This window comes from Bradyrhizobium sp. SK17 (genome assembly GCF_002831585.1).
Classification (GTDB): domain Bacteria; phylum Pseudomonadota; class Alphaproteobacteria; order Rhizobiales; family Xanthobacteraceae; genus Bradyrhizobium.
In genome coordinates this window covers 5,558,488-5,583,247 of the sequence record NZ_CP025113.1, presented here as the reverse complement: position 1 = coordinate 5,583,247, position 24,760 = coordinate 5,558,488, and the positions used below count along the sequence as shown (strand labels likewise).

The window sequence follows — 24,760 nt, the reverse complement described above, 5'->3', positions numbered from 1 at the left end:
CTCGTTTCGAGGCGATTGTACGACTGGCCGTTGAACGCTCCGATCACAAACACGCGACGCTGCGTGGGAGGGTATCGGAGCGCATCGGGCAGACTGCACCTTGCGCTATCTTCCAAGGAACGATCCGATGTGTCGCTCGTTCCTCGCCGCCGCAAGTATTTGCGGCTCAGTACACGTATTTGCGCTCAGTATTTGCGATACAGCCCGATCAGCTTGCCCTGGATGCGGACCCGGTTCGGCGGCAGGATGCGCACTTCATAGGCAGTGTTGGCCGGCTCCAGCGCGATCGACGCGCCGCGGCGGCGGAAGCGCTTCAGCGTGGCTTCCTCCTCGTCGATCAGTGCCACCACGATGTCGCCGGTGTTGGCGACGTCGTTGCGCTGGATCAGCGCCATGTCGCCGTCGAGGATGCCGGCATCGACCATCGAGTCGCCGCGCACTTCCAGCGCATAATGCTCGCCGGTGCCGAGCATGTCGGGCGGCACGCTGATGGTGTGGCTGCGGGTCTGGAGCGCCTCGATCGGCGTACCGGCCGCGATCCGGCCCATCACCGGGACCGCCACCGGGCGGTTGCCGTCGTCCTCGGCGACCGGCGGGGTCGCGGGACGCTTGCCGAGGGTGCCTTCGATGACGCTCGGGGTGAAGCCGCGGCGGCCGTTGCCGCCGCCGGCGGAGAGTTCGGGCAGCTTGATGACTTCGATGGCGCGGGCGCGGTTGGGCAGGCGGCGGATGAAGCCGCGCTCCTCCAGCGCAGTGATGAGGCGGTGGATACCGGACTTCGAGCGCAGGTCGAGCGCATCCTTCATCTCGTCGAAGGAGGGCGGCACGCCGGCCTCTTTCAGACGTTCATTGATGAAACGCAGAAGTTCGTACTGTTTGCGCGTGAGCATCTCGAGTATTCCCCCGGTTGATAGTGTCGTTCGATTCCGAGACTCTTCAGTGGGGCCTGCAGGCCGGGCCTGACCTCGGGAGCATGGTGCTTGCTGCAAGCGCTCCCTGGCGGCCTCCCGTTTGTAGACACCAGTACTCGAAACAAATCATGAACGGACACTATATGTTCGATATGTGTTCCGCAACCACTTAATTTCCGGTGAACGGGTCAAGGCAACGCGCAACCAGCGAGCCGCGAAAGCCTCACTCCGGCAGCGTCAGGATCTCACACTCACTGCCCTTGGCAGCGGCGGGCGCAAACGGCGGACGCACGAGAAGTGCCCGCGCCGCAGCGAGATTCCCGAGCAGCGACGAGTCCTGCTGCATGACGGGCGTGGCGACCAGCGAGCCGTCCGCGCGCTCCTCGAGACGAGCGCGCAGATAGTCCTCGCGCTGGTCGTTGGCGGCGAGGTCGCGGCCGAGCAGCGCGCTCGTGCGGACATGATGAATGGTCTTGCGGCCGCTCAGCGCACGAATCAACGGCACCAGAAACAGGAAGGCGCAGACATAGGACGACACCGGATTGCCGGGCAGGCCGATCACCCGCATCGCGCCGAGCCGGCCGTGCATCATCGGCTTGCCCGGCCGCATCGCGATCCGCCAGAACGCCATCGCGACGCCCTCGGCTTCGAGCGACTGCTTGACCAGGTCGTGGTCGCCGACTGAAGCGCCGCCGGTGGTGATCAGGACGTCGGCTCCGGCCTCGCGCGCCCGGCGGATGCCGGCCGTGGTCGCCTCCACGGTGTCGGCGGCAACCCCGAGATCGACGGTCTCGGCGCCTTCCGCGCGCGCCAGCGCCCGCAGCGCATAGCCATTGGAATAGACGATCTGGCCGGGACCGGGCCGCGATCCCGGCATCACGAGCTCGTCGCCGGTCGCCAGCACCGCGACCTTCGGGCGGCGGTGCACCGCGAGTTCCGGATAGTTCATGGCGGCCGCAAGCGAGAGCGCGCGGTCGGAGAGGTGGCTGCCGCCGGTGAGCAGCACGTCGCCCTCGCGGAAGTCGACGCCGGCGGGGCGGATGTGCCGTCCCGCCGTGGCAGTCTCAGTGATCGTGATGTGGTCGCCGTCGACCGCGGTGTCTTCCTGGATGACGATGGCGTCGGCGCCATCGGGGATCACCCCGCCGGTGAAGATCCGCACCGCTTCGCCGGCGCCGACAGTGCGCTCGAACGGCCGGCCGGCGGCGACTTCGCCGATCACCTTGAGCCGGGCCGAGAGATCGGCGGCATCGGCGGCGCGCACGGCATAGCCGTCCATCGCCGACATCGGCTGGGGCGGCTGGGTACGCCGCGCCGCGAGATCACCCGCCAGCGTGCGGTGGTAGGCGGCATCGAGCGCGACCATCTCCGACGGCAACGGCTCGGCGCCGGCGAGAATGGCGGACAGGGCATCGGCAACCGGCATCAGGGCCACGCTCGGAGCTCCTCAATTCGCAAGGGCAATTCCCACAGGGAAATCCCAAAGGCAATTTCCAAAGGCAATTCCCAAGGGCAATTCCAATGGGTCAAACACCAGACCTGTCAATTCCGAGCGCGCCCAGCGCCCGTGCCACGTCATCCGTCGATGTCACGTGGACGGCATGAAGGCCGCGTGCCCGCGCACCTTCGATATTGGCGGCCGAATCGTCGAAGAACAGGATCCGCGACGCCGGCACGCCGATCGCTTCTACCACATGATCATAGGCCTCGGCGTCGGGTTTCCGGAAGCCGATGCTCGAGGACAGGAACACCGTGCGGAAATGGCTGAGCAGATCGGCATAGGCGACCGAGAAATGCGCGACATGGGCCGGATTGGTGTTGGAGAAGGCGTAGAGCGGCATCCGTGCGGCGGCGGCCGTGAGCAGCGGCGCGATCCCCGGCATCGCGCCGGTGAAGATCGAATTCCAGCCATCGAGGAACTGGGCGTCGCTGAGGCGAATGCCGAGCGACTGGCGCAGATTGGCGAAGAACGCGGCGTCGTCGATCCGGCCGGTCTCGTGATGCTTGAAGCTGTCGTCGACCACGAAGCGGCTTGCGAGGTCCGCCGGCGCACAACCGGCATGCTCCGCCCAATGCGCCATCACGCGATCGAAGCTGATGTTGATCACGACGCGGCCGATATCGAACAGCAGCACGTCGACGGAATCGGGAGAGAGTTGCGATGTCATTGCGTGAACCGTGTACGAAAATTGCGGGCAGGCGGCAATGTGGTCGATTTGTGCGGCAGGTATGCGACCAGTCTCGCGGCCGGTGCAGGAGAATCCATCGCCTCTCCACGCGTCGTCCCTGCGGAAGCAGGGACCCATACGCCGCGGCGGATGTCGTGGATGGGACTCGTCATTCTGACATGGGGTTGGTTTGTCGCACAGCTGCGCAGCCGATCATCGCAAAGCGCGATAGCTGATAGACACATCCTCATCTACCCCCGGAGCCGCCGGTCGGCTATCACCACGCCATGCGTCGCTTCGGCACTCTTGGCTCGGGTACGCAACCCTCGTCACGACGACCGCACAGGAGTAGCCCATGCGTTTGCCCGCCATCCTCTTCGCTCTCATACTCGCCGCAGGTCCCGCGGCCGCTGAAGAGCTGTCGGGCACGCTGCAAAAGATCAAGGAAACCGGCAAGGTCACGCTCGGCTATCAGGAGGCCTCGGTTCCCTTCAGCTATCTCGACGACAACGCGCGCCCGATCGGCTTCGCGCTCGATATCTGCCTCAGGATCGTCGATGCAGTGAAGAAGGAGCTGGGCATGCCAGGGATCGCCGTCGACTATCTCCCCGTGACATCGTCGAACCGGATTCCCCTGATGGTCAACGGCACGATCGATCTGCATTGCTCGGCGACCACCAACAGTGCGGATCGCCAGAAGCAGGTGACGTTCACCAATACGCATTTCCTCAGCGCGACGCGGTTCGCCGCCAAGAGATCGTCCAACATCAACACCATCGACGACCTGAAGGGGAAGTCGGTGACCGCGGTCGCGGGATCGGTCAATCTGGCGCAGCTCATCAAGGTCAACAACGAGCGCAAGCTCGGCATCAACATCCTCCCGGCCAAGGACCAGGCCGAGGCCTTCCTGATGCTGGAGACCGATCGTGCCCAGGCGTACGCGCTCGATGACGTCCAGTTGGCAGTTGCGATCGCGCGCTCGAAGGCGCCGGCGCTCTACATGATCAGCGAGGAGGCGTTCTCGAAGGCGGAGCCGTTCGGCATCATGCTGCGCCGGGACGACGCGCCGTTCAAGGCGCTCGCCGACCGCGCCACCGCGGAGCTCTACAAGAGCCCGGAGATCGAGGTCATGTACCGGAAGTGGCTGGAGGCGCCGACCCCGCCGAAGGGTATCAACTACCACGTCCCGATGTCGCCCGAACTGCGCAACGCGTTCGCTCATCCGAGCTCGAGTTTTGACCCGGATGTGTACGGTATGGGCAAATAGTTCGCGTTGCTATGTTGCAGCAGCTTCGCAACGGAGAAGTCAACTGGCGCGCATCAGACCTTCTACCCCGCGACCATGCCTTCGGCATCGACCACGGCCGTTGTAGAAATCTGAAATTTGACCAGTTGCCCGTCCTTGTGGCGACCCACCGCAGTCACCGTGTCGGGGAGTGTCTTGACGCCCGACTCGATATAGCTCGCAAAGCCCTGCCGATGGCAGGCATGGGACGGCTGCGGAATGATCAATTCCAGCGGGTTTCCGATTGCCTCAAGTTCAGTGAACCCGAAAAGCTGTTCCGCGGCCGCGTTCCAACAAGTGATAATCCCGTTTCGGTCGACCTTGACGATTGCCGTCATTTGCGTTTGTCCGTTGGGTGGCCATTGGTTCGCTTCCTTGTAGGTGCATGGCTCCGCGCGATCAACCCGCGAGTGGCCCGCATGGGCGAAGCAAAGGGGCGGGTGTCACTCATGTTCGGCCGACGGGGCCTCGGATATCGCTGTGCTCATCCGGACTGCGTCGACTGCAATTCAGTGGTGATCGATTCACAAGAGCTCTCTCAGGCGACCTTGCGTCTCGATCCGCGCTCGATAGCGAAGATCGCTGCCGTGGAGGATCGTTGGCGGCTGATCGATATCCAGCGTCCGATAGAATTCCGAGATCGACGTGGCTTCGGGATGCTGAAGCGAAAACGAGATCAGCCGCGCGCCGAGGTCGGCAATGTTCGCCATCGAGCGCTCCTTGCCGCGCCTGTCGATCAGGGAAGGCGCGGCGCCGTCGAGCGGAAGGGAGCCGTCGTCGGGAATGGCGAAGTCAAAGGTCGAGTTCGCCGGCGGCAAGGCGACCTTGCTTCCGAAGATGTCGCCCCAGCGTGCGAGCATCCCGTCCATCACGTCCGTCCGTGCGACCCATCCTCTTAGACGACGACCGGCGTCCCACTCGGTCGTTACGCGCTTGCGGTCATCCAGCCCGAACCACCGGGCTCGAAGCGGGCGTTGGGCGTCGGGGTCCACGGCAACGATCTCCAGATAAACGGTGCCGCCAAGCCGGAGCAGGTGATTGTGCGTTCCCATGTAGTCGTGGCGCTGACCGAACGGGACGTCGAGATCAAGGCATGCTCGGATTTGGGCAACCCCTTCGGCCAAATTCGGCGCGATCACGGTCAGATGATCAAGCTTCAACACGACCGGCCCTTTCCGGCTTCCATGAGCGCAGCGACTGCGTCCGGCATCGCATTCGTTGTTCCGGGCTACGCTTGCGTGGGGCGGCGTATTTCGAAATAGGTCTTGCCGCCACGCTCGAAGCCCGCTCCCTCATAGAAGCGCAAGGTGGTCTCCCGCTTCGAGCCCGTCGCCAGCAGCACCTTGTAGCAGTCGGCCCGACTGGCAATGTCGACCGCATGGGCAAGAACCCGCCGGCCCAGTCCCAGCCGGCGGTGGCTGGCGTGGGTCACCACATTCTCGATCACCCCGTATGATCTGCCGCCGCGAGACAGGTTGGGTACGATTGCGAGCGTGCAGGAGGACACCAGCAGCTCCGCTGCCTGCGCCACGATCACGGTCGTGAAGCCGGATGCGAGCAAGTTCGACCAGACACGCTCGGCAGCGGCTGTCTCCAGTTCCGGATCGTGCGGATGAAGATGTCGGTAAAGGTTCAACAGCTGAGGCAGATCATGGTCTGCCGCCGTGCGCACGATGGCTTCGGTCATGGATTGATCCCAGGGAATGCGGCTCGGCGGGAATACTATCAGAGACCGGCGTCTGTTTCCTTTGCACATGGCGAATGGGCGGACGGCCGCATGAGATCGCGAAGTTGCCCACTCGGGGTGGCGACCGCCTCAAACGGTGATCCGTCGAGCCGTTGGCCAGAGCATCTTCCTGACTTCGTGTAGACTTGGCGCCACGACCGCACACAGCTCCCGAACATCGTCCGTTGGGGCCAGGACGTCGGGGACCATGATGGTCATGGCGCCTGCCGCGTGGGCCGCTTTCACGCCGTTGAAAGAATCTTCGAGGATCGCGCAATCATGCGGCGCGATGGCGAGGCGGGAGGCCGCTTCCAGATAGACATCGGGATGAGGCTTGCCACGTGCCACATCGTCCCGTCCCACGACATGCAGAAAGAACTGGCCGATGCCGTTTGCCTCCAGATGATGGACGGCCTCCGAACGCTTCATTGAGGTCGCAATCGCCAACGGCACGCCGGCGTCGGACAGCGCCTCCAGCAGTTCGCGCGCGCCGGCCTTCAACGGGACGCCGGCGGCCAGCAGCGGCGCAAGGTGCACGGACACCGAAGTAAAATAGGCTGCGACGGGGAATGTCGCACCCAAATCCGCGACCAATCTCGCTTCCAGCTCGGCGCCAAGCAACCCCGCGAGCGTCAGGACATAGTCTTGCGAAACCGGATGCCCGACGTCCAGTCCGGCCTGGACCATTGCCGTCGCATAAATCGGGATCGTATCGATCAACGTGCCATCCATATCGAAGATGACTGCCTTGGGCCTGCGCGGTAGCTGCACGACACGTCTCGTGTTTGATGGAGCTGGAAGCCGTTGTGCGGAAGTCTTGCGGAGTGCAGTCTATTGGCCGACTTCAGGTTTGCGCAAGGGCACGCGATTCGCGCCATCGTGGCTTGACTGCTGGTTTTGATGCGCTTCAGCCGATACGATCCTCCTTATGGAACAGAACAGCCTCTACGACCATCCCGATTTGTACGACCTGATGGGCGCGCACGATCCGGTCATTGAACGCTTCTATGTCGAGATGGCTTCCGAGCGCGGCGGCAGCGTTCTCGATTGCGGCTGCGGAAGCGGCCGTCTCGCCATTCCGCTGGCGCGGGCCGGGCTATCGGTCACGGGAGCGGATCTCTCCGCCGCTATGCTGGCGCGAGCGGGCGCGCTTGCGCGGGCCGAGGCGGTCGAGCTCGACCTCATTCAACTCGACATGCGAAATTTCGACCTCGAACGCAGCTTCGACACCATCATCCTGGCTGCGAACGCGATCCTGCATCTGCACAGCCTGGCCGATTTCGAAGGCTTCTTTCGTGCGGCGGGACGGCATCTCGCCCCGGAGGGCCGGCTGGTGTTCGACGCCTTCATGCCGAACTTCGGCCTGCTGAGCCGCAAGCCGGGCCAGCGCGAACTGGCGGGGGCGGTCACCCACGACACGCTCGGAAGGTTGACGGTCGAGGAGGCGCTGCGGCACTACGATCCGATTGCACAGGTCAGCGACGTCGAGTGGTACTGGTCGAGCGAGCAGGAGAGGGACTTTTTCACGAACAGCTGGCGCATGCGCAGCATCTTTCCGCAGGAAATGCCGCTCTTGGTTGCGTCGGGCGGCCTGCGCCTCGTCGAACGCATCGGCGATTTTGACCGGAGCCCGCTGACTGGAAGTAGCCGACGGCAGATATGCGTTTGCGCCCGCATGACGTAGAGCGGACGACATATTGCAGTCCCTGTCACCGAATGTATGTTGCGCTCGCGCAACGGTGCGGCACCGGCTACGCCATTCGCAGCGAAATGTCGTCAGGGCGTCCAGATGTCTCGATCGATCTCCAGCATCGCCGTGTTCTGCGGCTCGAACTTCGGCAACTCCGATGCCTATGCCGATGGTGCGCGCCGGCTTGGCCGGGCCATGGCGGAGGCTGGCATCACCCTGGTCTATGGCGGCACCACCAAGGGCCTGATGGGCGTGGTCGCCGATGCGCTGATCGAGGCCGGCGGCACCGCGCATGGCGTCATCACTGAGGCGCTGCGGCTGAAGGGCCATACGCATCCCAATCTTCATCGCAGCGAGATCGTCGCCACCTTGCGCAAGCGCAAGGAGCGGATGGCCGAACTTGCCGACGCCTTCATCGCGATGCCCGGCGGTATCGGGACGATGGAGGAGATGATGGAGGTCTGGACCATGAACCAGCTGTCGGAGATCGACAAGCCGGTCGGCCTGCTCAATATCGCCGAATTCTATCAGCCGTTCCTGGCGTTCATCGACCACATGGTGACGTGCAGGTTCCTGCCGCCGGCGCACCGGCATTCGATCTGCGTCGATCCCGATCCCGTCGTGCTGATCGGGCAATTGCGTCATTTCGTGCGCAGCGACGTGCCGAAATGGCTGTGAGCGATTGCAGGTCGCAGCGCTGATCAGATTTGCCGGAGGCCCTCTACCGATTGCCGCGACTGACGGCTATCGTCGTCATCAACAGGATCGGTTCGGCGTGTGCCGGGCAGGCGACGCGACAAGAGGAAACCATGTCCGAGATGCTGCTGTTTTCGCCGATGACCATCCGCGGCGTCACGCTGAAGAACCGCATCGTGGTGCCGCCAATGCACCAATATTCCGCGGAGAAAGGCTTTGCGACCGACTGGCACCTGATGAATGCCGGCAAGTTCGCCGCCGGCGGCGCGGGCCTCGTGATCGTGGAATCCACCAAGGTCGAACGCCGCGGCTGCGGGACGGTCGGCGATCTCGGCATCTGGGATGACAAGTTCGTAGTATCCCTTGGCCGCGTCGCGGGCTTCATCAAGCAGCAGAATGCGATCGCCGGCATCCAGCTCGGCCATTCCGGCCGCAAGGCGCGCGCGAGTCGTCCCTGGGAAGGCGACCGTCCGCTCGAGCGCAGCGCCGAGATCGAGGATTGGGATGCCTGGACGCCAGTGGCGCCGAGCGCGATCGCCCATAGCGGGCGCTGGCCGGTGCCGCGGGCGCTGGAGACGGCGGAAGTGAAGGACCTCGTCGCCGCCTGGGGACAGGCGGCACGGCGCGCGCATGAGGCCGGGTTCGACGTTCTGGAACTGCACGGCGCCCATGGCTATCTCGTCCACGAATTCCTCTCGGAGCGCTCGAATCAGCGCGCCGACCAATACGGCGGCTCGGAAGCCAACCGGATGCGCTTCCTGATCGAGGTGACGGAAGCGGTGCGCGCGCACTGGCCGGATCACAAGCCGTTGTTCGTGCGGCTGTCAGTCGAGGACAATGCCGGCTGGGGACCGGAGCAGAGCGCGCGGCTGGCCAGGGTCCTGAAAGGGAAGGGCGTCGATGTCATCGACTGCTCGTCGGGCGGAATCAGCGAGATGGCGCCGATCCTGGGCAAGGAGATCAAATACAACTATCAGGTGCCGCTTGCGGAATATGTCCGGGCGCATGCCGGTATCATGACCATGGCGGTCGGCCTGATCATCCATGGTGATCAGGCCGAGCAAATCCTGCGCGATAAACAAGCAGATTTGATCGCGGTCGGCCGGGAAATCCTCAATAACCCGAACTGGCCGATGGATGCCGCGCTGAAACTCGGGGTTGAAGGACCATTTCGCAATGTTCCTCCGCAGTTTGGCTATTGGCTGGGCAGCCGGGCCAAGCGCGGCTTCGGGACCCAGCCGTCGACCTGGCAGAACGGGTTGCGGGAGGAGCCCCTGGCAGCCGGCGAGACTGGCAAGGAACTGTCTTGAGGCTTACGTTCGATGGTCGGGCTGGTGCGGCCAGGGCACTCTAACAGGACCGTAATGGTCCGGTGACGAGGCGGCCTTGATCCGACCAAAAAGCCGTTGTGTGGTGCCCCGCGTCGGGGTGAAGCGGGCCGGATGTTGCGAAACGTTGCCGGCCGTTAGAAGGGATCACGGATAATGCGCAAACATGCTGGCTTCTTCCTCGGGACGGTTGCGGGAGCGTGTCTCACCCTGCTCGTGGCCTCGCCGCAGGGCGCGCATCTGTTCGCCGTCGCCAATGCCGCCGCGCATTCCGATAACACTTATTCGCAGCTCAACCTGTTCGGCGAGGTGTTCGAGAAGATCAAGACCGACTACGTCGAGAAGCCCGAGGACTCCAAGCTGGTCGAGGGCGCGATCAACGGCATGATCTCCTCGCTCGATCCGCACTCCCGCTACATGAACGAGAAGGGCTGGGCGGAGATGCAGGAGACCACCCATGGTGAGTTCGGTGGACTAGGCATCGAGGTCACGATGGAGGACGGCCTCGTCAAGGTGGTGGCGCCGATCGACGACACGCCGGCTTCGCGCGCCGGCATCATGTCCGGCGACGTGATCACCTCGATCGACGACGAGCAGATCCAGGGCATGACGCTCGACCAGGCCGTCAACAAGATGAAGGGCGCGCCGAACAGCTCGATCCGGCTGAAGATCGTCCGCAAGGATGCCGACAAGCCGATCGAGGTTTCGATCACCCGCGAGATCATCCGGGTCCGTCCGGTCAAGTTCCACGCCGAGGGCGGCGACATCGGCTATATCAGGATCACCTCGTTCAACGAGCAGACCACGGAGGGCCTGCGCAAGGCGATCACCGAGATCCAGAAGGAGATCCCGCAGGACAAGCTCGCGGGTTATGTCATCGATCTCCGCAACAATCCCGGCGGCCTGCTCGACCAGGCGGTGTCGGTGACCTCGACGCTGATGCAGCGCGGCGAGGTGGTCTCGACCCGCGGCCGCAATCCGGAAGAGACCCAGCGCTTCACCGCCCATGGCGGCGACATGACCAAGGGCAAGCCGCTCGTCGTGCTGATCAATGGCGGCTCGGCCTCGGCCTCCGAGATCGTCGCCGGCGCGCTGCATGACCACAAGCGCGCGACCCTGATCGGCACCCGCTCGTTCGGCAAGGGCTCGGTGCAGACCATCATTCCGCTCGGCGCCGGCAACGGCGCGCTGGCGCTGACTACGGCGCGTTACTTCACGCCGTCGGGCCATTCGATCCAGGCGCTCGGCATCAAGCCCGACATCGAGGTGCTGCAAGACGTGCCGGACGAGTTCAAGACCCGCTCCGAGATCAAGGGCGAGGCCTCGATGCGCGGCCATCTCTCCGCCGAGGGCGCCGAGCAGACCGGCTCGCAGTCCTACGTGCCGCCGGACGAGAAGAACGACAAGGCGCTGGCTGCGGCCTTCAACCAGCTCCGCGGTGTCACCATCAACGCCGATGCCAAGAATGTCGATGCGAAGAGCGCCGACACCAAGACCGCGCAGAAGCGGCCGGTGCCGAACTAGGCGGTGCGGGCGATCGGCTTGCGCCGGCGCGTGGTGCCGGCGCCCGCGGCGGGACCGCGGCGGTGCCCGGCCAGCAGCTCGCGGATCTGCGCCGCGGGCTTGGGCGGGCTGAACAGGTAGCCCTGCATTTCCGAACAGCCGAGCTCGCGCAGCAATTGCTGCTGCTGCGCGGTCTCGACGCCTTCTGCCGTCGTCGTCATGCTACGTTCGGCGGCGATGTTGACCACCGCCTCGACGATGCCGGCCGAGCCTTGCGGATCGGCGATGTCGGTGACGAAGCAGCGGTCGATCTTGATCTTGTCGAACGGGAAGCGCTTCAGGTAGCTCAACGACGAATAGCCGGTGCCGAAATCGTCGAGCGCGATCCGGATGCCGATGGCGCGGAGCTGATGCAGCGCGGCGAGCGCAGTCTCGTCGTCGCGGATCAACACCGCTTCGGTGATCTCGAGCTCCAGCCGGCCCGCTGACAGCCCCGATGCCGCGAGCGCCGCGATCACCTTCAGCGCCAGCGTGCCGCTGCGGAACTGGACCGGTGAGACGTTGACGGCGAGGCTGATATGGTCGGGCCAGTTCACGGCTTCCTTGCAGGCCGTCACCAGCACCCATTCGCCGAGCTGGTTGATCAGGCCGGTCTCCTCGGCGATCGGCACGAACTCGGCCGGCGAGATCATGCCGCGCAACGGGTGGCGCCAGCGCACCAGCGCCTCGCAACCGGTGATCTCGTTGCTGCGCAGGTCGACGCAGGGTTGGTAATAGACTTCGAGCCCGTGGCCGGCGGCGATGGTCTGGCGCAGCTCCATCTCGAGCTCGCGGCGGGCGCGGGCGTCGGCGTCCATTGCCGGCTCGAAGAAGCGCGAGACACGGCGGCCGGCCGACTTCGCCGCATACATCGCAAGGTCGGCGTTCTTCATGATCTGGTCGAGATCGGTGCCGTCCCTCGGCGCCAGCGCGATGCCGATGCTGGCGTCGGTCGTGACCTGGTGACCGACGCATTGATAGGGCGAGCGGATCGCCTCGTAGATGCGCGCGACGAGGTCGGTGACCTCGATCTCGCTTCTGACCCCGGTCTGCACGATGGCGAATTCGTCGCCGCCGAGCCGCGCGACGAAATCGCCGTCGCCGATCACGCCGCTCAGCGTCCTGGCGACCGACTTGAGCAATTCGTCGCCGACCATGTGGCCGAGCGAGTCGTTGACGCCCTTGAACTCGTCGATGTCGATATAGAGCACCGCGAGCTGGCTGTCGGCGGTGACATGCGGCAGCTCGCGCTTGATCTCCTCGTGGAACAGCGCGCGGTTGGGCAGGTCGGTGAGGGCGTCATAGTGCGCGAGATGCGTGATGCGCTCCTCGGCGCGCCGGCGCTCGGTGACGTCCTCGTGGGTCGCAAGCCAGCCGCCATCGGCCAGCGGCTCGTTGACGACCTGGATCGAACGGCCGTCGGGCGTCGTGATCACCATGGTGTTGCGGACGCTGACATCGCGCAGCACGAGGTTGACATAGCGTTCGACCTCGCCCTGGAACGAACCGGTCAAATGGCGATGCACGATGACGTCGCGGAAGCTGCAACCGGGCTTGATGACGTCGGCCGACAGGCCGTACATCTCGATGTAGCGCTTGTTGCAGATCACCAGGCGTTGCGTGGAATCGAACAGCAACAGCCCCTGCGTCATGTTGTTGACGGCGGTGTCGAGCCGGAGCTTCTCCAGCGTCAGGCGCTGCTGCTGGGCGCGGTGCTGCTGCAACAGCTTGCGCACCACGAGCGTCAGCAGAATGGCGATCGCCAGCACGGAAATGCTGGTGATCGCGATCAGGATGCCGATCTGCTCGCGCCAGTTGGCGAGCGCCGCCTCCGTGGTGGTGGTCGCGACCACCACGATCGGGAATTTGGTGAGCGCCCGCGACGACGCCAGGCGGTCCTTGCCGTCGACCGGGCTGGTCAGGCGCGAGGTGCTCGCGGGCCGCTCGAACACCTGCTGCTGGCTGGCCGGGCCGGTGCGGAAGTTCTTGCCGATCAGCTCTTCGACATGCGGATAGCGCGCCAGCAGCGTGCCGTCGCGGTGATGCATCGAGATCGCGGCGCCTTCGCCGAGTGCGACGGTGGAGAAGAATCTCTCGAAGGTCGCCGGCGCGATGCCGCGGCCGACCACGCCGAGAAACTCGCCATGCGGACCGGTGACCTTGCGGGCGATCACGGTGGTCCACTTTCCGCTGATCCGGCTGACCACCGGCGCGACCAGCATGTCGGGCGAATAGGGGCTCGACTTGAAGATCTGGAAATAGTCGCGGTCGGCGATCGAGGCCTGCGGCGTCGGCCAGGCGCCCGAGCTGTTGATCAGCACGCCGTCGGCATCGAACACGTTGAGGCTGCCGACATTAGACAGTGCCTCCATCTTCGATTTGAGCATCGCGTGGATGTCGTCGGACGACATCCGGCTCCGGTAGTTCTCCGGCGTCGCGATCCCGCTGTCGCGCATGAACGCGACCAAATCGCGCTGCACGACTTCGAGATCGTCGAGCTGCTGGTCGAAGTGCCGCGCCAGCAGCAGCACGGTGTTCTCGAGCTCGCGTTCGCTGTTGTGCAAGGCGCGCTCGCGAAAATTCTCCGCCATCAACGTCGCGCCGATCGCGATCGCAGCCATCAGCACGGCGCCGCCAAGGATCAGCCAGCGGATCGGACCGGTGCCGATCACCGAATTGATGTTGAACGAGGTGCTGCCGTTTGGATTCATCTGACGCAATCGGTTCCAGGCGTTTCGCCCGGAAGTAGCTTTTGCGCACCTCCGGCCCGCGAAAGTCGTAACCAAACGAGATGGAGCGCCGGTTAGCGAGACTGGTTAACGAATGGTTGCGGGTGTGTCGCGTCCGGCGCCGGCCGGCACTGTTCGCTGCGATCGAACGAAATGGCGGAATTGCAGCCGACGTCGCTTCGAGGCCTGACCGGTATCGGCACAACAAGTTCCTGCCGCGGAACTGCAGACTTTGCCGGTCGCCACGCGACATGCGGAATCATTTGCCGCTTCCGCGATCGATGCAAGAGCTCGTTTACGATCTAAGTCCATGACGATGCTCGATGCCATCGTCGGCACGTTGTTTGCGTGTCGTTGCGCAAAGTTCAGTGTGTGAGAGTGCCATGATGAAGCAGCTTCTACAGAGTTTCTGGGCCGACGAGACCGGAGCCACGGCGATCGAATACGGGCTGATCGCAACCGGCATCGCCATCGCCATCATCGCTGCTGTGAAAGGCGTCGGCACCAAGCTCTCGGGCACCTTCAATTCGATCAGCGGCTCATTGAAATAACGTCACGCCGACGCAATCGAGCGCACTCGCGATCATTCGCCCGCGCGATAATGCCCGGACTTGCCGCCGATCTTCTCGACGAGATGAATGGCGTCGATCCGCACGCCGCGCTCGACCGCCTTGATCATGTCGTAGATCGTCAGGCATGCGACCGAAACCGCGGTCAGCGCTTCCATCTCGACGCCGGTCGGCCCGGTCACCTTGACGCTGGCGCGCACGATGCAGCCCGGCAGCTTGGCGTCGGTTGCGATATCGACCGTGACCTTGGCCAGCGCCAGCGGATGGCACAGCGGGATCAACTCCGAGGTCCGCTTCGCCGCCATGATGCCGGCGATCCGCGCGGTCGCCAGCACGTCGCCCTTCTTGGCCTGGCCTTGCTCGATCAATACAAGCGTTGCCTTGCTCATCAGGACGCGGCCTTCGGCGACCGCGGTGCGTTCGGTCGCCGGCTTGGCCGAAACGTCGACCATCCGCGCGTCGCCCTTGGCGTCGATATGGGTGAGAGCCGTGCCGGTGCCCGATGGCTGGGCTTTGCCTTTGGCCATGGTCTTCCGCGCCATCGCGTCAGCGGGCGCCGGTGGCGCGCGCAGCGGCCTGTCGCGTCAGCAGCGCGCGGGTCGCCGCGGTGACGTCCTGCTGGCGCATCAGGCTTTCGCCGACCAGGAAGGTCGACATCCCGACGCGCTCGAGGCGAGCGAGATCGTCAGGGGTGAAGATGCCGCTCTCGCCGACCATCAGGCGGTCGCGCGGGATCAGCGGCGCGAGCGCCTCGCTGGTCGCGAGCGTGGTCTCGAAGGTGCGCAGATTGCGGTTGTTGACGCCGATCATCGGCGAGCGAAGGTTCAGGGCGCGGTCGAGCTCGGCGCGATCGTGGATCTCGATCAATACATCCATGCCGTAGCCGAGCGCGGCATCCTCGATCTCGCTGGCCGCGGCGTCGTCGAGCGCGGCCATGATGATCAGGATGCAGTCAGCGCCATGGGCGCGGGCTTCCGCGACCTGGTAGGTGTCGAACATGAAATCCTTGCGCAGCACCGGCAGATTGGTCGCGGCGCGGGCCGCGACCATGAAGTCGAGATGACCCTGGAACGACGGGGCGTCGGTCAGCACCGACAGGCAGGCGGCGCCGCCCGTCTCATAGGCCTTGGCGAGAACCGGCGGATCGAAATCGGCCCGGATCAGCCCCTTCGAGGGCGAGGCCTTCTTCACCTCGGCGATCAGCGCATAGTCGCCGCGCGCGTGCTTGTGCTTGATGGCGCGGACGAAGCCGCGCGGGGCCGAGGCGGATTTCGCCTGCGCCTCGACATCGGCGAGTGGACGCGCGCGCTTGGCCGCGGCGATCTCCTCGCGCTTGTAGGCCTCGATCTTGGTCAGGATGTCGGACATGACGATCGCCCTCAGCCGTTGGAGACCGCTACCAAATGCTTCAGCCGCGCGGCGGCGGCGCCGCTGTCGAGCGATTGCGCCCCGATCGCGACGCCTTCCTTGAGATCCCGGGCACGGCCAGCCACGATCAGCGCGGCGGCGGCGTTCAGCAGCGCGACGTCACGGTAGGCGCTCGGCTTGCCCTGGAGCACGCTCGACAGTGCGATCGCATTGGCATCGGCATCGCCGCCCTTCAGCGCCTCGCCGTCGACGCGGCCGAGCCCGGCGTCCTCCGGCGTCACCTCGAAGGTCTTGATCTCGCCGTTCTCGAGCGTCGCCACGAAGGTCGGGCCGGTGAGGGTGATCTCGTCGAGGCCATCGGAGCCGTGCACGACCCAGACCTTGTCGGAGCCGAGGTTCTTCAGCACCTGCGCCAGCGGCTGCACCCACTGCCGCGAGAACACGCCGACCATCTGCCGCCTGACGCCGGCGGGGTTCGACAGCGGCCCGAGCAGGTTGAAGATGGTGCGGGTGGCGAGCTCGACCCGGGTCGGACCGACGTTCTTCATGGCCGGATGATGCGAAGGCGCGAACATGAAGCCGATGCCGGCTTCCTTGACGCAGCGCCCGACCTGCGCCGGCGTCAGGTCGAGCTTGACCCCGAGCGCGGCCAGGACGTCGGCGGCCCCCGAACGCGACGACAGCGCGCGGTTGCCGTGCTTGGCGACCGGCACGCCGGCGCCGGCCACGATGAAGGCGGCGCAGGTCGAGACGTTGACGGAGCCGGAGCCGTCGCCGCCGGTGCCGACGATGTCCACGGCCTCGGCCGGCGCCTTGACCGGCAGCATCTTGCCGCGCATCGCGGTGACCGCGCCGGTGATCTCCTCGACGGTCTCGCCGCGCACCCGCAGCGCCATCAGCAGCCCGCCCATCTGCGAGGGCGTCGCTTCGCCCGACATCATGCTGTCGAAGGCGGACGCCGCCTCGTCACGCGTCAGCGTGGCGCCGGTGGCGACTTTTCCGATGATCGATTTCAGGTCGTCCATTCGCTGGCTCAGGTCTGTTGTTGGAGCGCGACAAACGCGGAACGCGTTTGCGCTGGGATCATGCTCAATTATTTGCGCCTGTCACCTGTGCGAAGGCGGCCTGGTTGACGGTCACGCCGATGTCGGACTCGATCTTGCTGACATATTGCGCGACCTGTTCGTCGCTCAGCGAGCGCCGCACCGCTTCGGTGAGTTGCTTGACCGCATCGGACGCGAAGTCGACCGGCGGCACGGTCACGTTGGTGACGCGGAACACGACCCACTGGCTGCCGCCTGCCACAGACGTCTGTCCGTCGCCGTCCTTGGCGGTGCGGAACGCCGCGGCAATCACGCCGGCCGGCACGTTGGGCAGCGAGGCCTCGCGGTTGAAGTTCGCGGCGGTCTCGACCTTGACGCCGGCGGAAGCGGCCTCGTCGGCGAGCTTGGCGCCGCCGTCGAGCTTCTGCACGATCTCGGTCGCCTTGGCACGCAGCTTGGCGGAGATCTGGTCCTCACGCCACTTCGCCTCGACCTGGTCGTGGACCTCGTCGAGGGTGCGCTCGCGCGACGGCGTGATCCCGAGCACGTCGAACCACACATAGCCATTGTTGAACTGGATCGGGTCGTTGTCGACGCCGACGTCGCTGTTGAAGGCTTGCGACACCACGTCGAGGCCGCGCGGAATGCTGGACGCGACCTGGCCGTTCGGCAGGCGCCCCGAGCGATCGACCGCATCGATCGTGACGGGGGTCAGTTTCAGCTTCTGCGCCGCCTCGATGACGCTGGCGCCGCCGCCGCGCTCGTCTTCCATCTTGTCGCGCAGTTCGGCGACCTTGGTGCGGGCGCGCTCGGACGCGATCTCGTTCTTCACCTGCTGCGCCAGGCTCTCATAGCTCGGGGTCACGCCGGGCTCGATCTTGCCGACCTTGACCAGCGCGACGCCGAAACGGCCCTGGACCGGCTGGCTGACTTCGCCCGCGGGCAGCGAGAACGCGGCATCGCCGACGGCCGGATCGAGGATCGCCGATTTGGCGACAAGCCCGAGGTTGACGTCGGCGGGATTGAGCTTGCGCTCCTTGGCGATGTCGTCGAACGAGGTGCCGGAGGCGATGCGGGCGCGGGCGGCCTGTGCCTCCCCGGCGTCCGGAAACACGATCTGCGAGACTTCGCGCTTCTCTGGCGTGCTGAGGCGGTCCTTGCGCTCCTCGAAGAGCTTCTTGGCATCTTCGTCGGACACGGCTTCCCACTTGCCGATTTCCTCCGGCGTGATCGCGACGAAGGCGATCTTGCGGTACTCGGGTGCGCGGAATTGGACCTTGTGGTCCTCGAAATAGGCGGCGAGCGCTTCGGGCGAGGGCGCATCGATGGTGCCGGCCTGCGCGGCGCCGAGCGTGACGTAATCGATCGAGCGCTGCTCGTTCTGGAAACGGGTCAGCGCCTCGACCATTGATTTGGGCGGCTCGATCCCGGCCGAGATGGTGCCGGCGATCTGCCGCCGCAGCCCGACGCGGCGCTGCTCGGCGATGTAGCGGCCTTCGGTATAGCCAAAATTGCGGATCACGGACTGGAAGCGCTGCGGATCGAACTGGTTGTTCAGGCCCTTGAAGTTCGGATCGTTGTAGATCGCGCGCAGCACCTCGGCATCAGACTGGTTCAGGCCCATGCGGCGCGCTTCCTCGTCCATCGCGGCTTCCGCGAGCGTCTGTTGCAGCACCTGGCGGTCGATTCCGAAGGCGCGCGCCTGCTCAGGCGTCAGCGGACGGCCGAACTGGCGGCCAAGCTGTTGCAGGCGGTCGGTATAGATCTGGCGGAATTGCTCGGCCGAAATCTCGGTTCCACCGACCTTGGCGAAGGTCGACTGGCCAAACCCCTTGAAAATGTCGGCAATGCCCCAAATTCCGAAACTGACGATCAAAACGCCCATCACGACGGCCATAATCGTCTTGCCGAGCCAGTTTGATGAGGCTTTCCGCATTCCTCGAAGCATGGGTCCAACTTGTTTTACAGGAGGGGAACCGGGTCATACCCAAATGGGACCAAAAGTCGGGACTTTTTGTCCGGCAGCGGGGCGTCACCGAATTGAAAACGCTTATAAAGTGGCCGAAGCCCCCCCGCAACCATGGGTGAGGGGTCGGACCGGAGCGGTAATGCGTCGCGCAGCGGGCGCGGAGTCACGCTCTGGAAGTCATCGCGCGGCTCTGATAGCGCATGACGACGTTGAGAAGATGGGACATCCGACATGACCGACGCCATCCGGCCGCTGATCGCCGGCAACTGGAAAATGAACGGCCTGAAATCCTCTTTTGCCGAGTTCGACGCGATGCTGGCCGGCGCCGGCGATGTCGCAGCCAAGGCCGATCTCCTGGTCTGTCCGCCGGCAACACTGGTCGGGGCGTTCGCCGACAAGGCACGCGGCTCGAAGGTCGCCGTCGGCGCCCAGGATTGCCATCCCAAGGCTTCAGGCGCCCATACCGGTGATTTGTCAGCCGAAATGTTCAAGGATCTCGGCGCCACCGCGATCATCGTCGGCCATTCCGAGCGGCGGGCCGACCATGGCGAGACCGACGCCTTGATTCGCGAGAAGGCGCAGGCCGTCTGGCGTGCCGGGCTGACCGCGATCGTCTGCATCGGCGAGACGCGCGAGCAGCGCGACGCCGGCAAGACGCTCGACGTCTGCGGGACTCAGCTCGCCGGCTCGCTGCCCGATGGCTCGACCGCGGCCAATCTTGTGGTGGCCTATGAGCCGGTCTGGGCGATCGGCACCGGCCTCACTCCGACAGCCAAAGATGTCGAGGAAGTTCATCGGTTTATCCGGGGGCAGCTCACCGATCGCTTCAAGGGCGAGGGAAACCGGATCAGGATCCTCTATGGCGGCTCGGTGAAGCCGTCGAACGCGGCCGAGTTGATGGCGGTTGCCAACGTCAACGGCGCGCTGGTCGGCGGTGCCAGCCTGAAGGCGTCGGACTTCCTGGCGATCGCCGCGGGCTGTTAGGGGCCGACTCCACGTCATTGCGAGCGAAGCGAAGCAATCCATCGCGCCGCCGATGCGGAACGATGGATTGCTTCGTCGCTTTGCTCCTCGCAATGACGGTTCAGGTTAAGCCGCCACCGCCGCCCCGATCCTCTTCCAATAGATCAGCGTCCCAGTGAGGCCACCACGTGGCTTCAACGCGTAGTCCGGGATCAGCCCGGTCAGCTTGAAGCCGAGTCTCTCATAAAAGGGACCGGCGCCATCCTCTTCGGCGGTGTCGAGCACCAGCAGCGTACGTCGGTCCGCGATCGCAAGCGCTTCGGCAGCGCGCATCAGGGCTGTCGCCACGCCGCGATTGCGGTGCGCGACCCGCGTCATCATTTTTGCGATTTCCGCCCGGTGCGGCTGGTTCGGCGGCAGCTTCAACAGCAACGTCACCGTGCCGACCAGATCGTCGCCGTCGAACGCGCCGAGCACGATGCGCTCGCCGCGCGCTGCGGCGCCGAGCGAGTCCTGCCAGAACGTCTCGGCATCATCCTTTGCCAGCGGATGCATGAAGCTCACGGAGCCGCCGCTGGCGACGGTCTCGATCAACAGCTCGCTGAGCGCGTCGCGAATCGCGGGCGCATCGGCGAGCGGCTTGATGGCGAAGTGCGGCATGCGTCAGCTCCGGGCCAAGGCGACCACATAGGTGCACCCGGCATTGGTCTCATTGGCGAAGGTGGTGTCCGCCGGCAGCCCGAAGCCGAGGCAATCGCTGGCGGCAAGCTCGTGGCGTACACCGCCTTCGGTGATGACGAGGCTGCCGCTCAAGACCCAGACGAGTTGGCGGATGTGGGCGTAGGACGAAGCGGGCAGGGTCACTGACTGCTTCGGCGGCAGTTCGACCCGCACCAGCTCGACCGGATGATCCGGACGGCTGAACACCTGCCGGCGCAGATAGCCGGTTTCGGGGTCGCGCCAGATTGGTTGCGCGTTGGCGCGCGACAGCCGTTCGCCCTGGCCCTCGGCGCGCAGCATCAGGCCGGCCAGCGTCAGGTCGAAGGCCGAGGCGAGGCGCACCAGCACCACCGCGGTCGGGCTGACTTCGGCGCGCTCGATCTTGCTGATCGTTGCCTTGGAGACGCCGGAGCGTTCGGCGAGCTCGGCCAGCGACCAGCCCCGGCTGTCGCGCTCGAGCCTGATCCGCTGCGCCAGGCGTTCGCTCAGAGCGTCTACTAAAGTATCCATTTGTCTAGTATAATGGAATATGCCGGTCCTGATCAAGGTAGGAGTGCGCGCAAGCGGCACGGCTTGAGATGTCGGCCGATGCGACTATCTCGGGGTGACAATGCCCGGTCCAATCGTGTAACAGGGCGCGACTTCACGAAAACCGCAGAGCCGATAGCGCCGTTTGTCTGGCTGCTTGGCGGCTTATGACGGAAGGCTTGCGATGCAGACTGTCGTTATCATTATTCATCTCATGATCGTCGCCGTCATGATCGGCGCTGTGCTGTTGCAGAAATCCGAAGGCGGTGGCCTCGGCATGGGTGGCGGCGCCGGCTTCATGTCGAGCCGCGGCACCGCCAATCTGCTGACGCGGACCACCGCAATTCTTGCGGTCGGCTTCTTCCTGACCAGCCTGTTCCTGTCCTGGTATGCGGGCTACGACCGCAAGCCGAGCTCGATCATCGGGACCGGCGCGCCGGCCCAGACGCAGCCGGCCGGTGGTACGCCGCTGAACGCACCGACCTCCGGCGGTATCCTCGATTCGCTGAAGAAGGCTGACGAGCAGCAGGCGCCGCAGGCTCCGAGCGGCCCACAGGCGCCTCGGTCGCAATAAAGCAGGGTGGCCATGCAGGATGCTGCGCTGGCATCCTGCATCAGGAACCCCCATTAATACTCTGAAATAGCACCCAATTTAACGTAACCCACAGCCCGGTGGCTTGTTTGCCGGGAACAGCCGATTCGTTTTGCGAATCGGCGGAGGCGGATTAAAGGTAAGGTCCCATGGCGCGGTACATCTTCATCACCGGCGGCGTGGTCTCCTCGCTCGGAAAAGGTCTGGCATCAGCGGCGCTCGGCGCCTTGCTGCAGGCCCGGGGCTACAAAGTCCGCCTTCGCAAGCTCGATCCCTATCTCAACCTCGATCCTGGAACGATGTCGCCGTATCAGCACGGCGAAGTGTTCGTGACTGACGACGGCGCCGAGACCGATCTCGATCTCGGCCATTACGAGCGTTTCACCGGTCGGCCGGCCACCAAGGCCGACAACATCACGACCGGTCGCATCTATCAGGACATCATCACCAAGGAACGCCGCGGCGACTATCTCGGCGCGACCATCCAGGTGGTGCCGCACGTCACCAACGCGATCAAGGAATTCGTGCTGTCGGGTAACGATGACTACGATTTCGTGCTGGTCGAGATCGGCGGCACCGTCGGCGACATCGAAGGCCTGCCGTTCTTCGAGGCGATCCGCCAGCTCAAGAACGAGCTGCCGCGCGATCACGCCGTCTACATTCACCTGACGCTTCTGCCGTACATTCCAAGTGCTGGTGAACTCAAGACAAAGCCGACGCAGCACTCGGTGAAGGAGCTGCGTTCGATCGGCATTCAGCCGGACATCCTGCTGTGCCGCACCGACCGCGAAATCCCCAAGGAAGAGCGGCGCAAACTCGGCCTGTTCTGCAACGTGCGCGAAAGCGCCGTGATCGAGGCGCGCGACGTCGACAACATCTACGCGGTGCCGGAGGCCTATCACGCCGCCGGCCTCGACGACGAGGTGCTGGCCGCGTTCGGCATCACCGCGAAAATCCCGCCGGCGCTACAGAGCTGGAACGTGATCAACGAGCGCGTCCGCAATCCGGAAGGCGCGGTGACGATCGCCATCGTCGGCAAATACACCGGCATGAAGGACGCCTACAAATCGCTGATCGAGGCGCTGTCGCATGGCGGCATCGCCAACAAGGTGAAGGTCAATCTCGACTGGATCGAGAGCGAGGTGTTCGAGAACGAGGACCCGGCGCCATTCCTCGAGCACGTCAACGGCATCCTGGTGCCCGGCGGCTTCGGCCAGCGTGGCGCCGAGGGCAAGATCCGCGCGGCGCAGTTCGCACGCGAGCGCGACGTGCCGTATTTCGGCATCTGCTTCGGCATGCAGATGGCTGTCATCGAGGCTGCGCGCAACCTGGTCGGCATCGAGAATGCCAACTCGACCGAGTTCGGCCCGACCAAGGAGCCGCTGGTCGGCCTGATGACCGAATGGCTGCGCGGCAACGAGCTCGAGAAACGCTCGCAGTCGGGTGACCTCGGCGGCACCATGCGGCTCGGCGCCTATCCGGCCGCGCTCAACCGCGGCAGCCGGGTCTCGCAGGTCTATGGCGGCGCGACCGAAATCTCCGAGCGGCACCGCCATCGCTACGAGGTCAACACCGCCTACAAGGACCGTCTCGAGCAGCACGGCCTGCGCTTCTCCGGCATGTCGCCCGATGGCGTGCTGCCCGAGATCGTCGAGTACGAGGATCATCCCTGGTTCATCGGCGTCCAGTTCCACCCCGAACTGAAGTCGCGACCCTTCGAGCCGCATCCCCTGTTTGCCTCGTTCATCGAGGCGGCGGCGAAGCAGAGCCGGCTGGTGTAAGCGGCTGTCAAGGGTGTCTTGACAGCATTGCGCGACGGGCTATTGTCAAGCCTCCCTTGACAAGGAGGCTTGCCGTGTCGACCAAAGCCAATGCTGCGACCACGCCGACGCCGTCATTGTTCTGCTCATTCTGCGGCAAGGATTCCGACAGCGTCAAAGCGCTGATCGCCGGACCATCGGTGTTCATCTGCGACGAGTGCGTCGGGCTCTGCAACAAGCACCTCGGGGGCGAGCCGGTTGCGGTGCTCAGTCCCGACTGGACCACATACTCCGAGCAAGACTTGCTCAAGCTGCTGCCGCGCTCGGCGGCAGTCGCCGAGACCGCGGGCAACTTCCTCAACGGTCACGTCGACGCGCTGCGCGCGCGCGGCGTGACCTGGGAAGCGATCGGGCAGGCGCTCGGCGTATCGCGTCAAGCAGCATGGCAGCGTTTTTCGTAAGCGTGGTCAGCCGACCGGTTCATACCGGCACGATGCTGGCCTCGCGTTCCCTCGTGGAGGGCGAAACACCCGCATTCGCCGCGGGCGTGACGTCCCGTGTCATTAGCTTGTATTGCGGACGTCGCGTCAGCCGGTAGACCGCGGCGGGCGGCACGTTCATGATCGCGCGATCGACCAGCGTGGCGCGCAGGCCGAGCCGGTCGAGGATCGGTCGCGGTACCGGACAGCGCATGCCGTAGGTGAATTGGTAGAACGCGCCGCCGGGACGCATATAGCTGAACGCGCCGCTGACGATCGAGATCACCTTGCGCGGCGACATGTTGAGCAGCGGCAATCCGCTGACCACGGCGCCGACCGGCGCGCCGTCATAGAGCCGCTCTGAGGCCAGCCGCGCCGCATCCATCCACAGCACGCGCGCGCCGGGGAAGCGCAGCTGCAACAGCCGCATGAAATCCGAACCGTATTCAATCAGCGTGAGGTCCTGTTGGCGCACGCCGCGCTTCAGCAGCTGATAGGTGAAGGCGCCCGTTCCCGGACCGAGCTCGAGCACCGGGCCGGTCTCGGCGGTGATGTCGCGCGTGATCAGTTCGGCGAGCGCCGCGCCCGACGGAGCGATGGCGCCGACGCGGCCGGGGGCTGCCATCCACGCCGTGAAGAAAGAGAGGAGATCATGTGCCATTGGGATTCCCAGCAAAGTGTCGCAGCGCCTCGA

General features: G+C 64.9%; 24 protein-coding genes and 1 pseudogene. 10 read left to right on the top strand and 15 right to left on the bottom strand.

Annotated features, from left to right (window positions below; all coding sequences use genetic code 11):
* Window positions 1-185: 185 nt before the first annotated feature.
* The 3 genes from lexA to CWS35_RS25770 all read right to left on the bottom strand — a co-directional run bounded on the left by lexA (window position 186) and on the right by CWS35_RS25770 (window position 3,079).
* The gene (gene lexA / locus CWS35_RS25780; RefSeq protein ID WP_024583534.1) at window positions 186-890 is read right to left on the bottom strand and encodes a transcriptional repressor LexA; all 705 of its coding nucleotides are present in this window, start codon (window positions 888-890) and stop codon (window positions 186-188) included.
* 244 nt (window positions 891-1,134) lie between these two features.
* Entirely contained in the window at window positions 1,135-2,346 is a 1,212-nt protein-coding gene (glp, locus tag CWS35_RS25775; protein WP_100954529.1) for a gephyrin-like molybdotransferase Glp, read from the bottom strand.
* Between the two features lie 91 nt (window positions 2,347-2,437).
* Complete coding sequence (locus CWS35_RS25770; protein ID WP_024583536.1) at window positions 2,438-3,079, bottom strand: HAD family phosphatase; 642 nt, start codon at window positions 3,077-3,079, stop codon at window positions 2,438-2,440.
* A 355-nt stretch (window positions 3,080-3,434) separates the two neighbouring features.
* On the opposite strand from CWS35_RS25770, the gene CWS35_RS25765 reads away from it, so the two are divergent.
* The gene (locus CWS35_RS25765; RefSeq protein ID WP_100954527.1) at window positions 3,435-4,346 is read left to right on the top strand and encodes an amino acid ABC transporter substrate-binding protein; all 912 of its coding nucleotides are present in this window, start codon (window positions 3,435-3,437) and stop codon (window positions 4,344-4,346) included.
* Window positions 4,347-4,408: 62 nt separating this feature from the next.
* Here the strand turns inward: CWS35_RS25765 and CWS35_RS25760 are convergent, their stop codons facing one another.
* The 4 genes from CWS35_RS25760 to CWS35_RS25745 form a co-directional block, all read right to left on the bottom strand.
* Entirely contained in the window at window positions 4,409-4,702 is a 294-nt protein-coding gene (locus CWS35_RS25760) for a PAS domain-containing protein (protein ID WP_100954525.1), read from the bottom strand.
* A 186-nt stretch (window positions 4,703-4,888) separates the two neighbouring features.
* Window positions 4,889-5,527 carry a VOC family protein gene (locus CWS35_RS25755; RefSeq protein WP_100954523.1) on the bottom strand — a complete coding sequence of 213 codons (639 nt, stop codon included), beginning with the start codon at window positions 5,525-5,527 and terminating at the stop codon, window positions 4,889-4,891.
* A gap of 65 nt (window positions 5,528-5,592) precedes the next feature.
* Complete coding sequence (locus CWS35_RS25750) at window positions 5,593-6,051, bottom strand: GNAT family N-acetyltransferase (protein ID WP_100954521.1); 459 nt, start codon at window positions 6,049-6,051, stop codon at window positions 5,593-5,595.
* A gap of 129 nt (window positions 6,052-6,180) precedes the next feature.
* On the bottom strand, window positions 6,181-6,861 hold the full coding sequence (locus tag CWS35_RS25745) for an HAD family phosphatase (protein WP_157817231.1): 681 nt from the start codon (window positions 6,859-6,861) through the stop codon (window positions 6,181-6,183).
* A gap of 157 nt (window positions 6,862-7,018) precedes the next feature.
* Between CWS35_RS25745 and CWS35_RS25740 the strand changes: the two genes are divergently transcribed.
* The 4 genes from CWS35_RS25740 to CWS35_RS25725 all read left to right on the top strand — a co-directional run bounded on the left by CWS35_RS25740 (window position 7,019) and on the right by CWS35_RS25725 (window position 11,328).
* Window positions 7,019-7,774: a bifunctional 2-polyprenyl-6-hydroxyphenol methylase/3-demethylubiquinol 3-O-methyltransferase UbiG gene (locus tag CWS35_RS25740; RefSeq protein WP_100954518.1), complete on the top strand. Its 756-nt coding sequence runs from the start codon at window positions 7,019-7,021 to the stop codon at window positions 7,772-7,774.
* A 105-nt stretch (window positions 7,775-7,879) separates the two neighbouring features.
* Complete coding sequence (locus tag CWS35_RS25735) at window positions 7,880-8,458, top strand: TIGR00730 family Rossman fold protein (RefSeq protein WP_100954516.1); 579 nt, start codon at window positions 7,880-7,882, stop codon at window positions 8,456-8,458.
* Between the two features lie 131 nt (window positions 8,459-8,589).
* Window positions 8,590-9,786 carry an NADH:flavin oxidoreductase/NADH oxidase gene (locus CWS35_RS25730; RefSeq protein WP_100956663.1) on the top strand — a complete coding sequence of 399 codons (1,197 nt, stop codon included), beginning with the start codon at window positions 8,590-8,592 and terminating at the stop codon, window positions 9,784-9,786.
* Between the two features lie 174 nt (window positions 9,787-9,960).
* A complete protein-coding gene (locus tag CWS35_RS25725) occupies window positions 9,961-11,328 on the top strand; it encodes a S41 family peptidase (protein WP_024583544.1) in 1,368 nt (455 codons plus the stop codon).
* Here CWS35_RS25725 and CWS35_RS25720 read toward each other — a convergent pair.
* A complete protein-coding gene (locus tag CWS35_RS25720) occupies window positions 11,325-14,057 on the bottom strand; it encodes an EAL domain-containing protein (protein ID WP_024583545.1) in 2,733 nt (910 codons plus the stop codon). The genes CWS35_RS25725 and CWS35_RS25720 overlap by 4 nt on opposite strands.
* Before the next feature lie 404 nt (window positions 14,058-14,461).
* Between CWS35_RS25720 and CWS35_RS25715 the strand changes: the two genes are divergently transcribed.
* Window positions 14,462-14,626, top strand: coding sequence for a Flp family type IVb pilin (locus CWS35_RS25715; protein ID WP_024583546.1), 165 nt, complete (start codon window positions 14,462-14,464; stop codon window positions 14,624-14,626).
* A gap of 32 nt (window positions 14,627-14,658) precedes the next feature.
* On the opposite strand, the gene moaC is transcribed toward CWS35_RS25715, so the two are convergent.
* The 4 genes from moaC to CWS35_RS25695 form a co-directional block, all read right to left on the bottom strand.
* Window positions 14,659-15,171, bottom strand: coding sequence for a cyclic pyranopterin monophosphate synthase MoaC (moaC, locus tag CWS35_RS25710; protein ID WP_371412439.1), 513 nt, complete (start codon window positions 15,169-15,171; stop codon window positions 14,659-14,661).
* A 19-nt stretch (window positions 15,172-15,190) separates the two neighbouring features.
* Complete coding sequence (gene trpC / locus CWS35_RS25705; protein ID WP_024583548.1) at window positions 15,191-16,012, bottom strand: indole-3-glycerol phosphate synthase TrpC; 822 nt, start codon at window positions 16,010-16,012, stop codon at window positions 15,191-15,193.
* 11 nt (window positions 16,013-16,023) lie between these two features.
* On the bottom strand, window positions 16,024-17,037 hold the full coding sequence (gene trpD / locus CWS35_RS25700; RefSeq protein ID WP_100954514.1) for an anthranilate phosphoribosyltransferase: 1,014 nt from the start codon (window positions 17,035-17,037) through the stop codon (window positions 16,024-16,026).
* Between the two features lie 64 nt (window positions 17,038-17,101).
* Entirely contained in the window at window positions 17,102-19,003 is a 1,902-nt protein-coding gene (locus CWS35_RS25695; protein ID WP_168226378.1) for a peptidylprolyl isomerase, read from the bottom strand.
* Window positions 19,004-19,255: 252 nt separating this feature from the next.
* Here CWS35_RS25695 and tpiA point away from each other — a divergent pair, with 252 nt between their 5' ends.
* Complete coding sequence (gene tpiA / locus CWS35_RS25690; RefSeq protein WP_100954510.1) at window positions 19,256-20,008, top strand: triose-phosphate isomerase; 753 nt, start codon at window positions 19,256-19,258, stop codon at window positions 20,006-20,008.
* 105 nt (window positions 20,009-20,113) lie between these two features.
* On the opposite strand, the gene CWS35_RS25685 is transcribed toward tpiA, so the two are convergent.
* Together CWS35_RS25685 and CWS35_RS25680 are read right to left on the bottom strand one after the other, a co-directional pair.
* A complete protein-coding gene (locus CWS35_RS25685; RefSeq protein WP_100954508.1) occupies window positions 20,114-20,647 on the bottom strand; it encodes a GNAT family N-acetyltransferase in 534 nt (177 codons plus the stop codon).
* Window positions 20,648-20,650: 3 nt separating this feature from the next.
* Window positions 20,651-21,217, bottom strand: a complete 567-nt coding sequence (locus CWS35_RS25680; protein ID WP_100954506.1) for an XRE family transcriptional regulator — start codon at window positions 21,215-21,217, stop codon at window positions 20,651-20,653.
* Between the two features lie 202 nt (window positions 21,218-21,419).
* Between CWS35_RS25680 and secG the strand changes: the two genes are divergently transcribed.
* The 3 genes and pseudogenes from secG to CWS35_RS40150 all read left to right on the top strand — a co-directional run.
* Window positions 21,420-21,809, top strand: a complete 390-nt coding sequence (secG, locus tag CWS35_RS25675) for a preprotein translocase subunit SecG (protein ID WP_024583554.1) — start codon at window positions 21,420-21,422, stop codon at window positions 21,807-21,809.
* A gap of 167 nt (window positions 21,810-21,976) precedes the next feature.
* The gene (locus CWS35_RS25670) at window positions 21,977-23,608 is read left to right on the top strand and encodes a CTP synthase (protein WP_024583555.1); all 1,632 of its coding nucleotides are present in this window, start codon (window positions 21,977-21,979) and stop codon (window positions 23,606-23,608) included.
* 116 nt (window positions 23,609-23,724) lie between these two features.
* Window positions 23,725-23,850: pseudogene (locus CWS35_RS40150) on the top strand (ClpX C4-type zinc finger protein); the annotation flags it as partial.
* Window positions 23,851-24,067: 217 nt separating this feature from the next.
* On the opposite strand, the gene CWS35_RS25660 reads toward CWS35_RS40150, so the two are convergent.
* Complete coding sequence (locus tag CWS35_RS25660) at window positions 24,068-24,727, bottom strand: class I SAM-dependent methyltransferase (RefSeq protein ID WP_100954504.1); 660 nt, start codon at window positions 24,725-24,727, stop codon at window positions 24,068-24,070.
* Between the last annotated feature and the right edge of the window lie 33 nt (window positions 24,728-24,760).

What these genes read in the sequence shown, in the direction of transcription:
- lexA (WP_024583534.1), bottom strand. Translation starts at nt 890, where the DNA reads ATGCTCACGCGCAAACAGTACGAACTTCTGCGTTTCATCAATGAACGT.
- CWS35_RS25770 (WP_024583536.1), bottom strand. Translation starts at nt 3,079, where the DNA reads ATGACATCGCAACTCTCTCCCGATTCCGTCGACGTGCTGCTGTTCGAT.
- CWS35_RS25765 (WP_100954527.1), top strand. Translation starts at nt 3,435, where the DNA reads ATGCGTTTGCCCGCCATCCTCTTCGCTCTCATACTCGCCGCAGGTCCC.
- CWS35_RS25760 (WP_100954525.1), bottom strand. Translation starts at nt 4,702, where the DNA reads ATGACGGCAATCGTCAAGGTCGACCGAAACGGGATTATCACTTGTTGG.
- CWS35_RS25750 (WP_100954521.1), bottom strand. Translation starts at nt 6,051, where the DNA reads ATGACCGAAGCCATCGTGCGCACGGCGGCAGACCATGATCTGCCTCAG.
- CWS35_RS25740 (WP_100954518.1), top strand. Translation starts at nt 7,019, where the DNA reads ATGGAACAGAACAGCCTCTACGACCATCCCGATTTGTACGACCTGATG.
- CWS35_RS25735 (WP_100954516.1), top strand. Translation starts at nt 7,880, where the DNA reads ATGTCTCGATCGATCTCCAGCATCGCCGTGTTCTGCGGCTCGAACTTC.
- CWS35_RS25730 (WP_100956663.1), top strand. Translation starts at nt 8,590, where the DNA reads ATGTCCGAGATGCTGCTGTTTTCGCCGATGACCATCCGCGGCGTCACG.
- CWS35_RS25725 (WP_024583544.1), top strand. Translation starts at nt 9,961, where the DNA reads ATGCGCAAACATGCTGGCTTCTTCCTCGGGACGGTTGCGGGAGCGTGT.
- CWS35_RS25720 (WP_024583545.1), bottom strand. Translation starts at nt 14,057, where the DNA reads ATGAATCCAAACGGCAGCACCTCGTTCAACATCAATTCGGTGATCGGC.
- CWS35_RS25715 (WP_024583546.1), top strand. Translation starts at nt 14,462, where the DNA reads ATGAAGCAGCTTCTACAGAGTTTCTGGGCCGACGAGACCGGAGCCACG.
- moaC (WP_371412439.1), bottom strand. Translation starts at nt 15,171, where the DNA reads ATGGCCAAAGGCAAAGCCCAGCCATCGGGCACCGGCACGGCTCTCACC.
- trpC (WP_024583548.1), bottom strand. Translation starts at nt 16,012, where the DNA reads ATGTCCGACATCCTGACCAAGATCGAGGCCTACAAGCGCGAGGAGATC.
- trpD (WP_100954514.1), bottom strand. Translation starts at nt 17,037, where the DNA reads ATGGACGACCTGAAATCGATCATCGGAAAAGTCGCCACCGGCGCCACG.
- CWS35_RS25695 (WP_168226378.1), bottom strand. Translation starts at nt 19,003, where the DNA reads ATGCTTCGAGGAATGCGGAAAGCCTCATCAAACTGGCTCGGCAAGACG.
- tpiA (WP_100954510.1), top strand. Translation starts at nt 19,256, where the DNA reads ATGACCGACGCCATCCGGCCGCTGATCGCCGGCAACTGGAAAATGAAC.
- CWS35_RS25685 (WP_100954508.1), bottom strand. Translation starts at nt 20,647, where the DNA reads ATGCCGCACTTCGCCATCAAGCCGCTCGCCGATGCGCCCGCGATTCGC.
- CWS35_RS25680 (WP_100954506.1), bottom strand. Translation starts at nt 21,217, where the DNA reads ATGGATACTTTAGTAGACGCTCTGAGCGAACGCCTGGCGCAGCGGATC.
- secG (WP_024583554.1), top strand. Translation starts at nt 21,420, where the DNA reads ATGCAGACTGTCGTTATCATTATTCATCTCATGATCGTCGCCGTCATG.
- CWS35_RS25670 (WP_024583555.1), top strand. Translation starts at nt 21,977, where the DNA reads ATGGCGCGGTACATCTTCATCACCGGCGGCGTGGTCTCCTCGCTCGGA.
- CWS35_RS25660 (WP_100954504.1), bottom strand. Translation starts at nt 24,727, where the DNA reads ATGGCACATGATCTCCTCTCTTTCTTCACGGCGTGGATGGCAGCCCCC.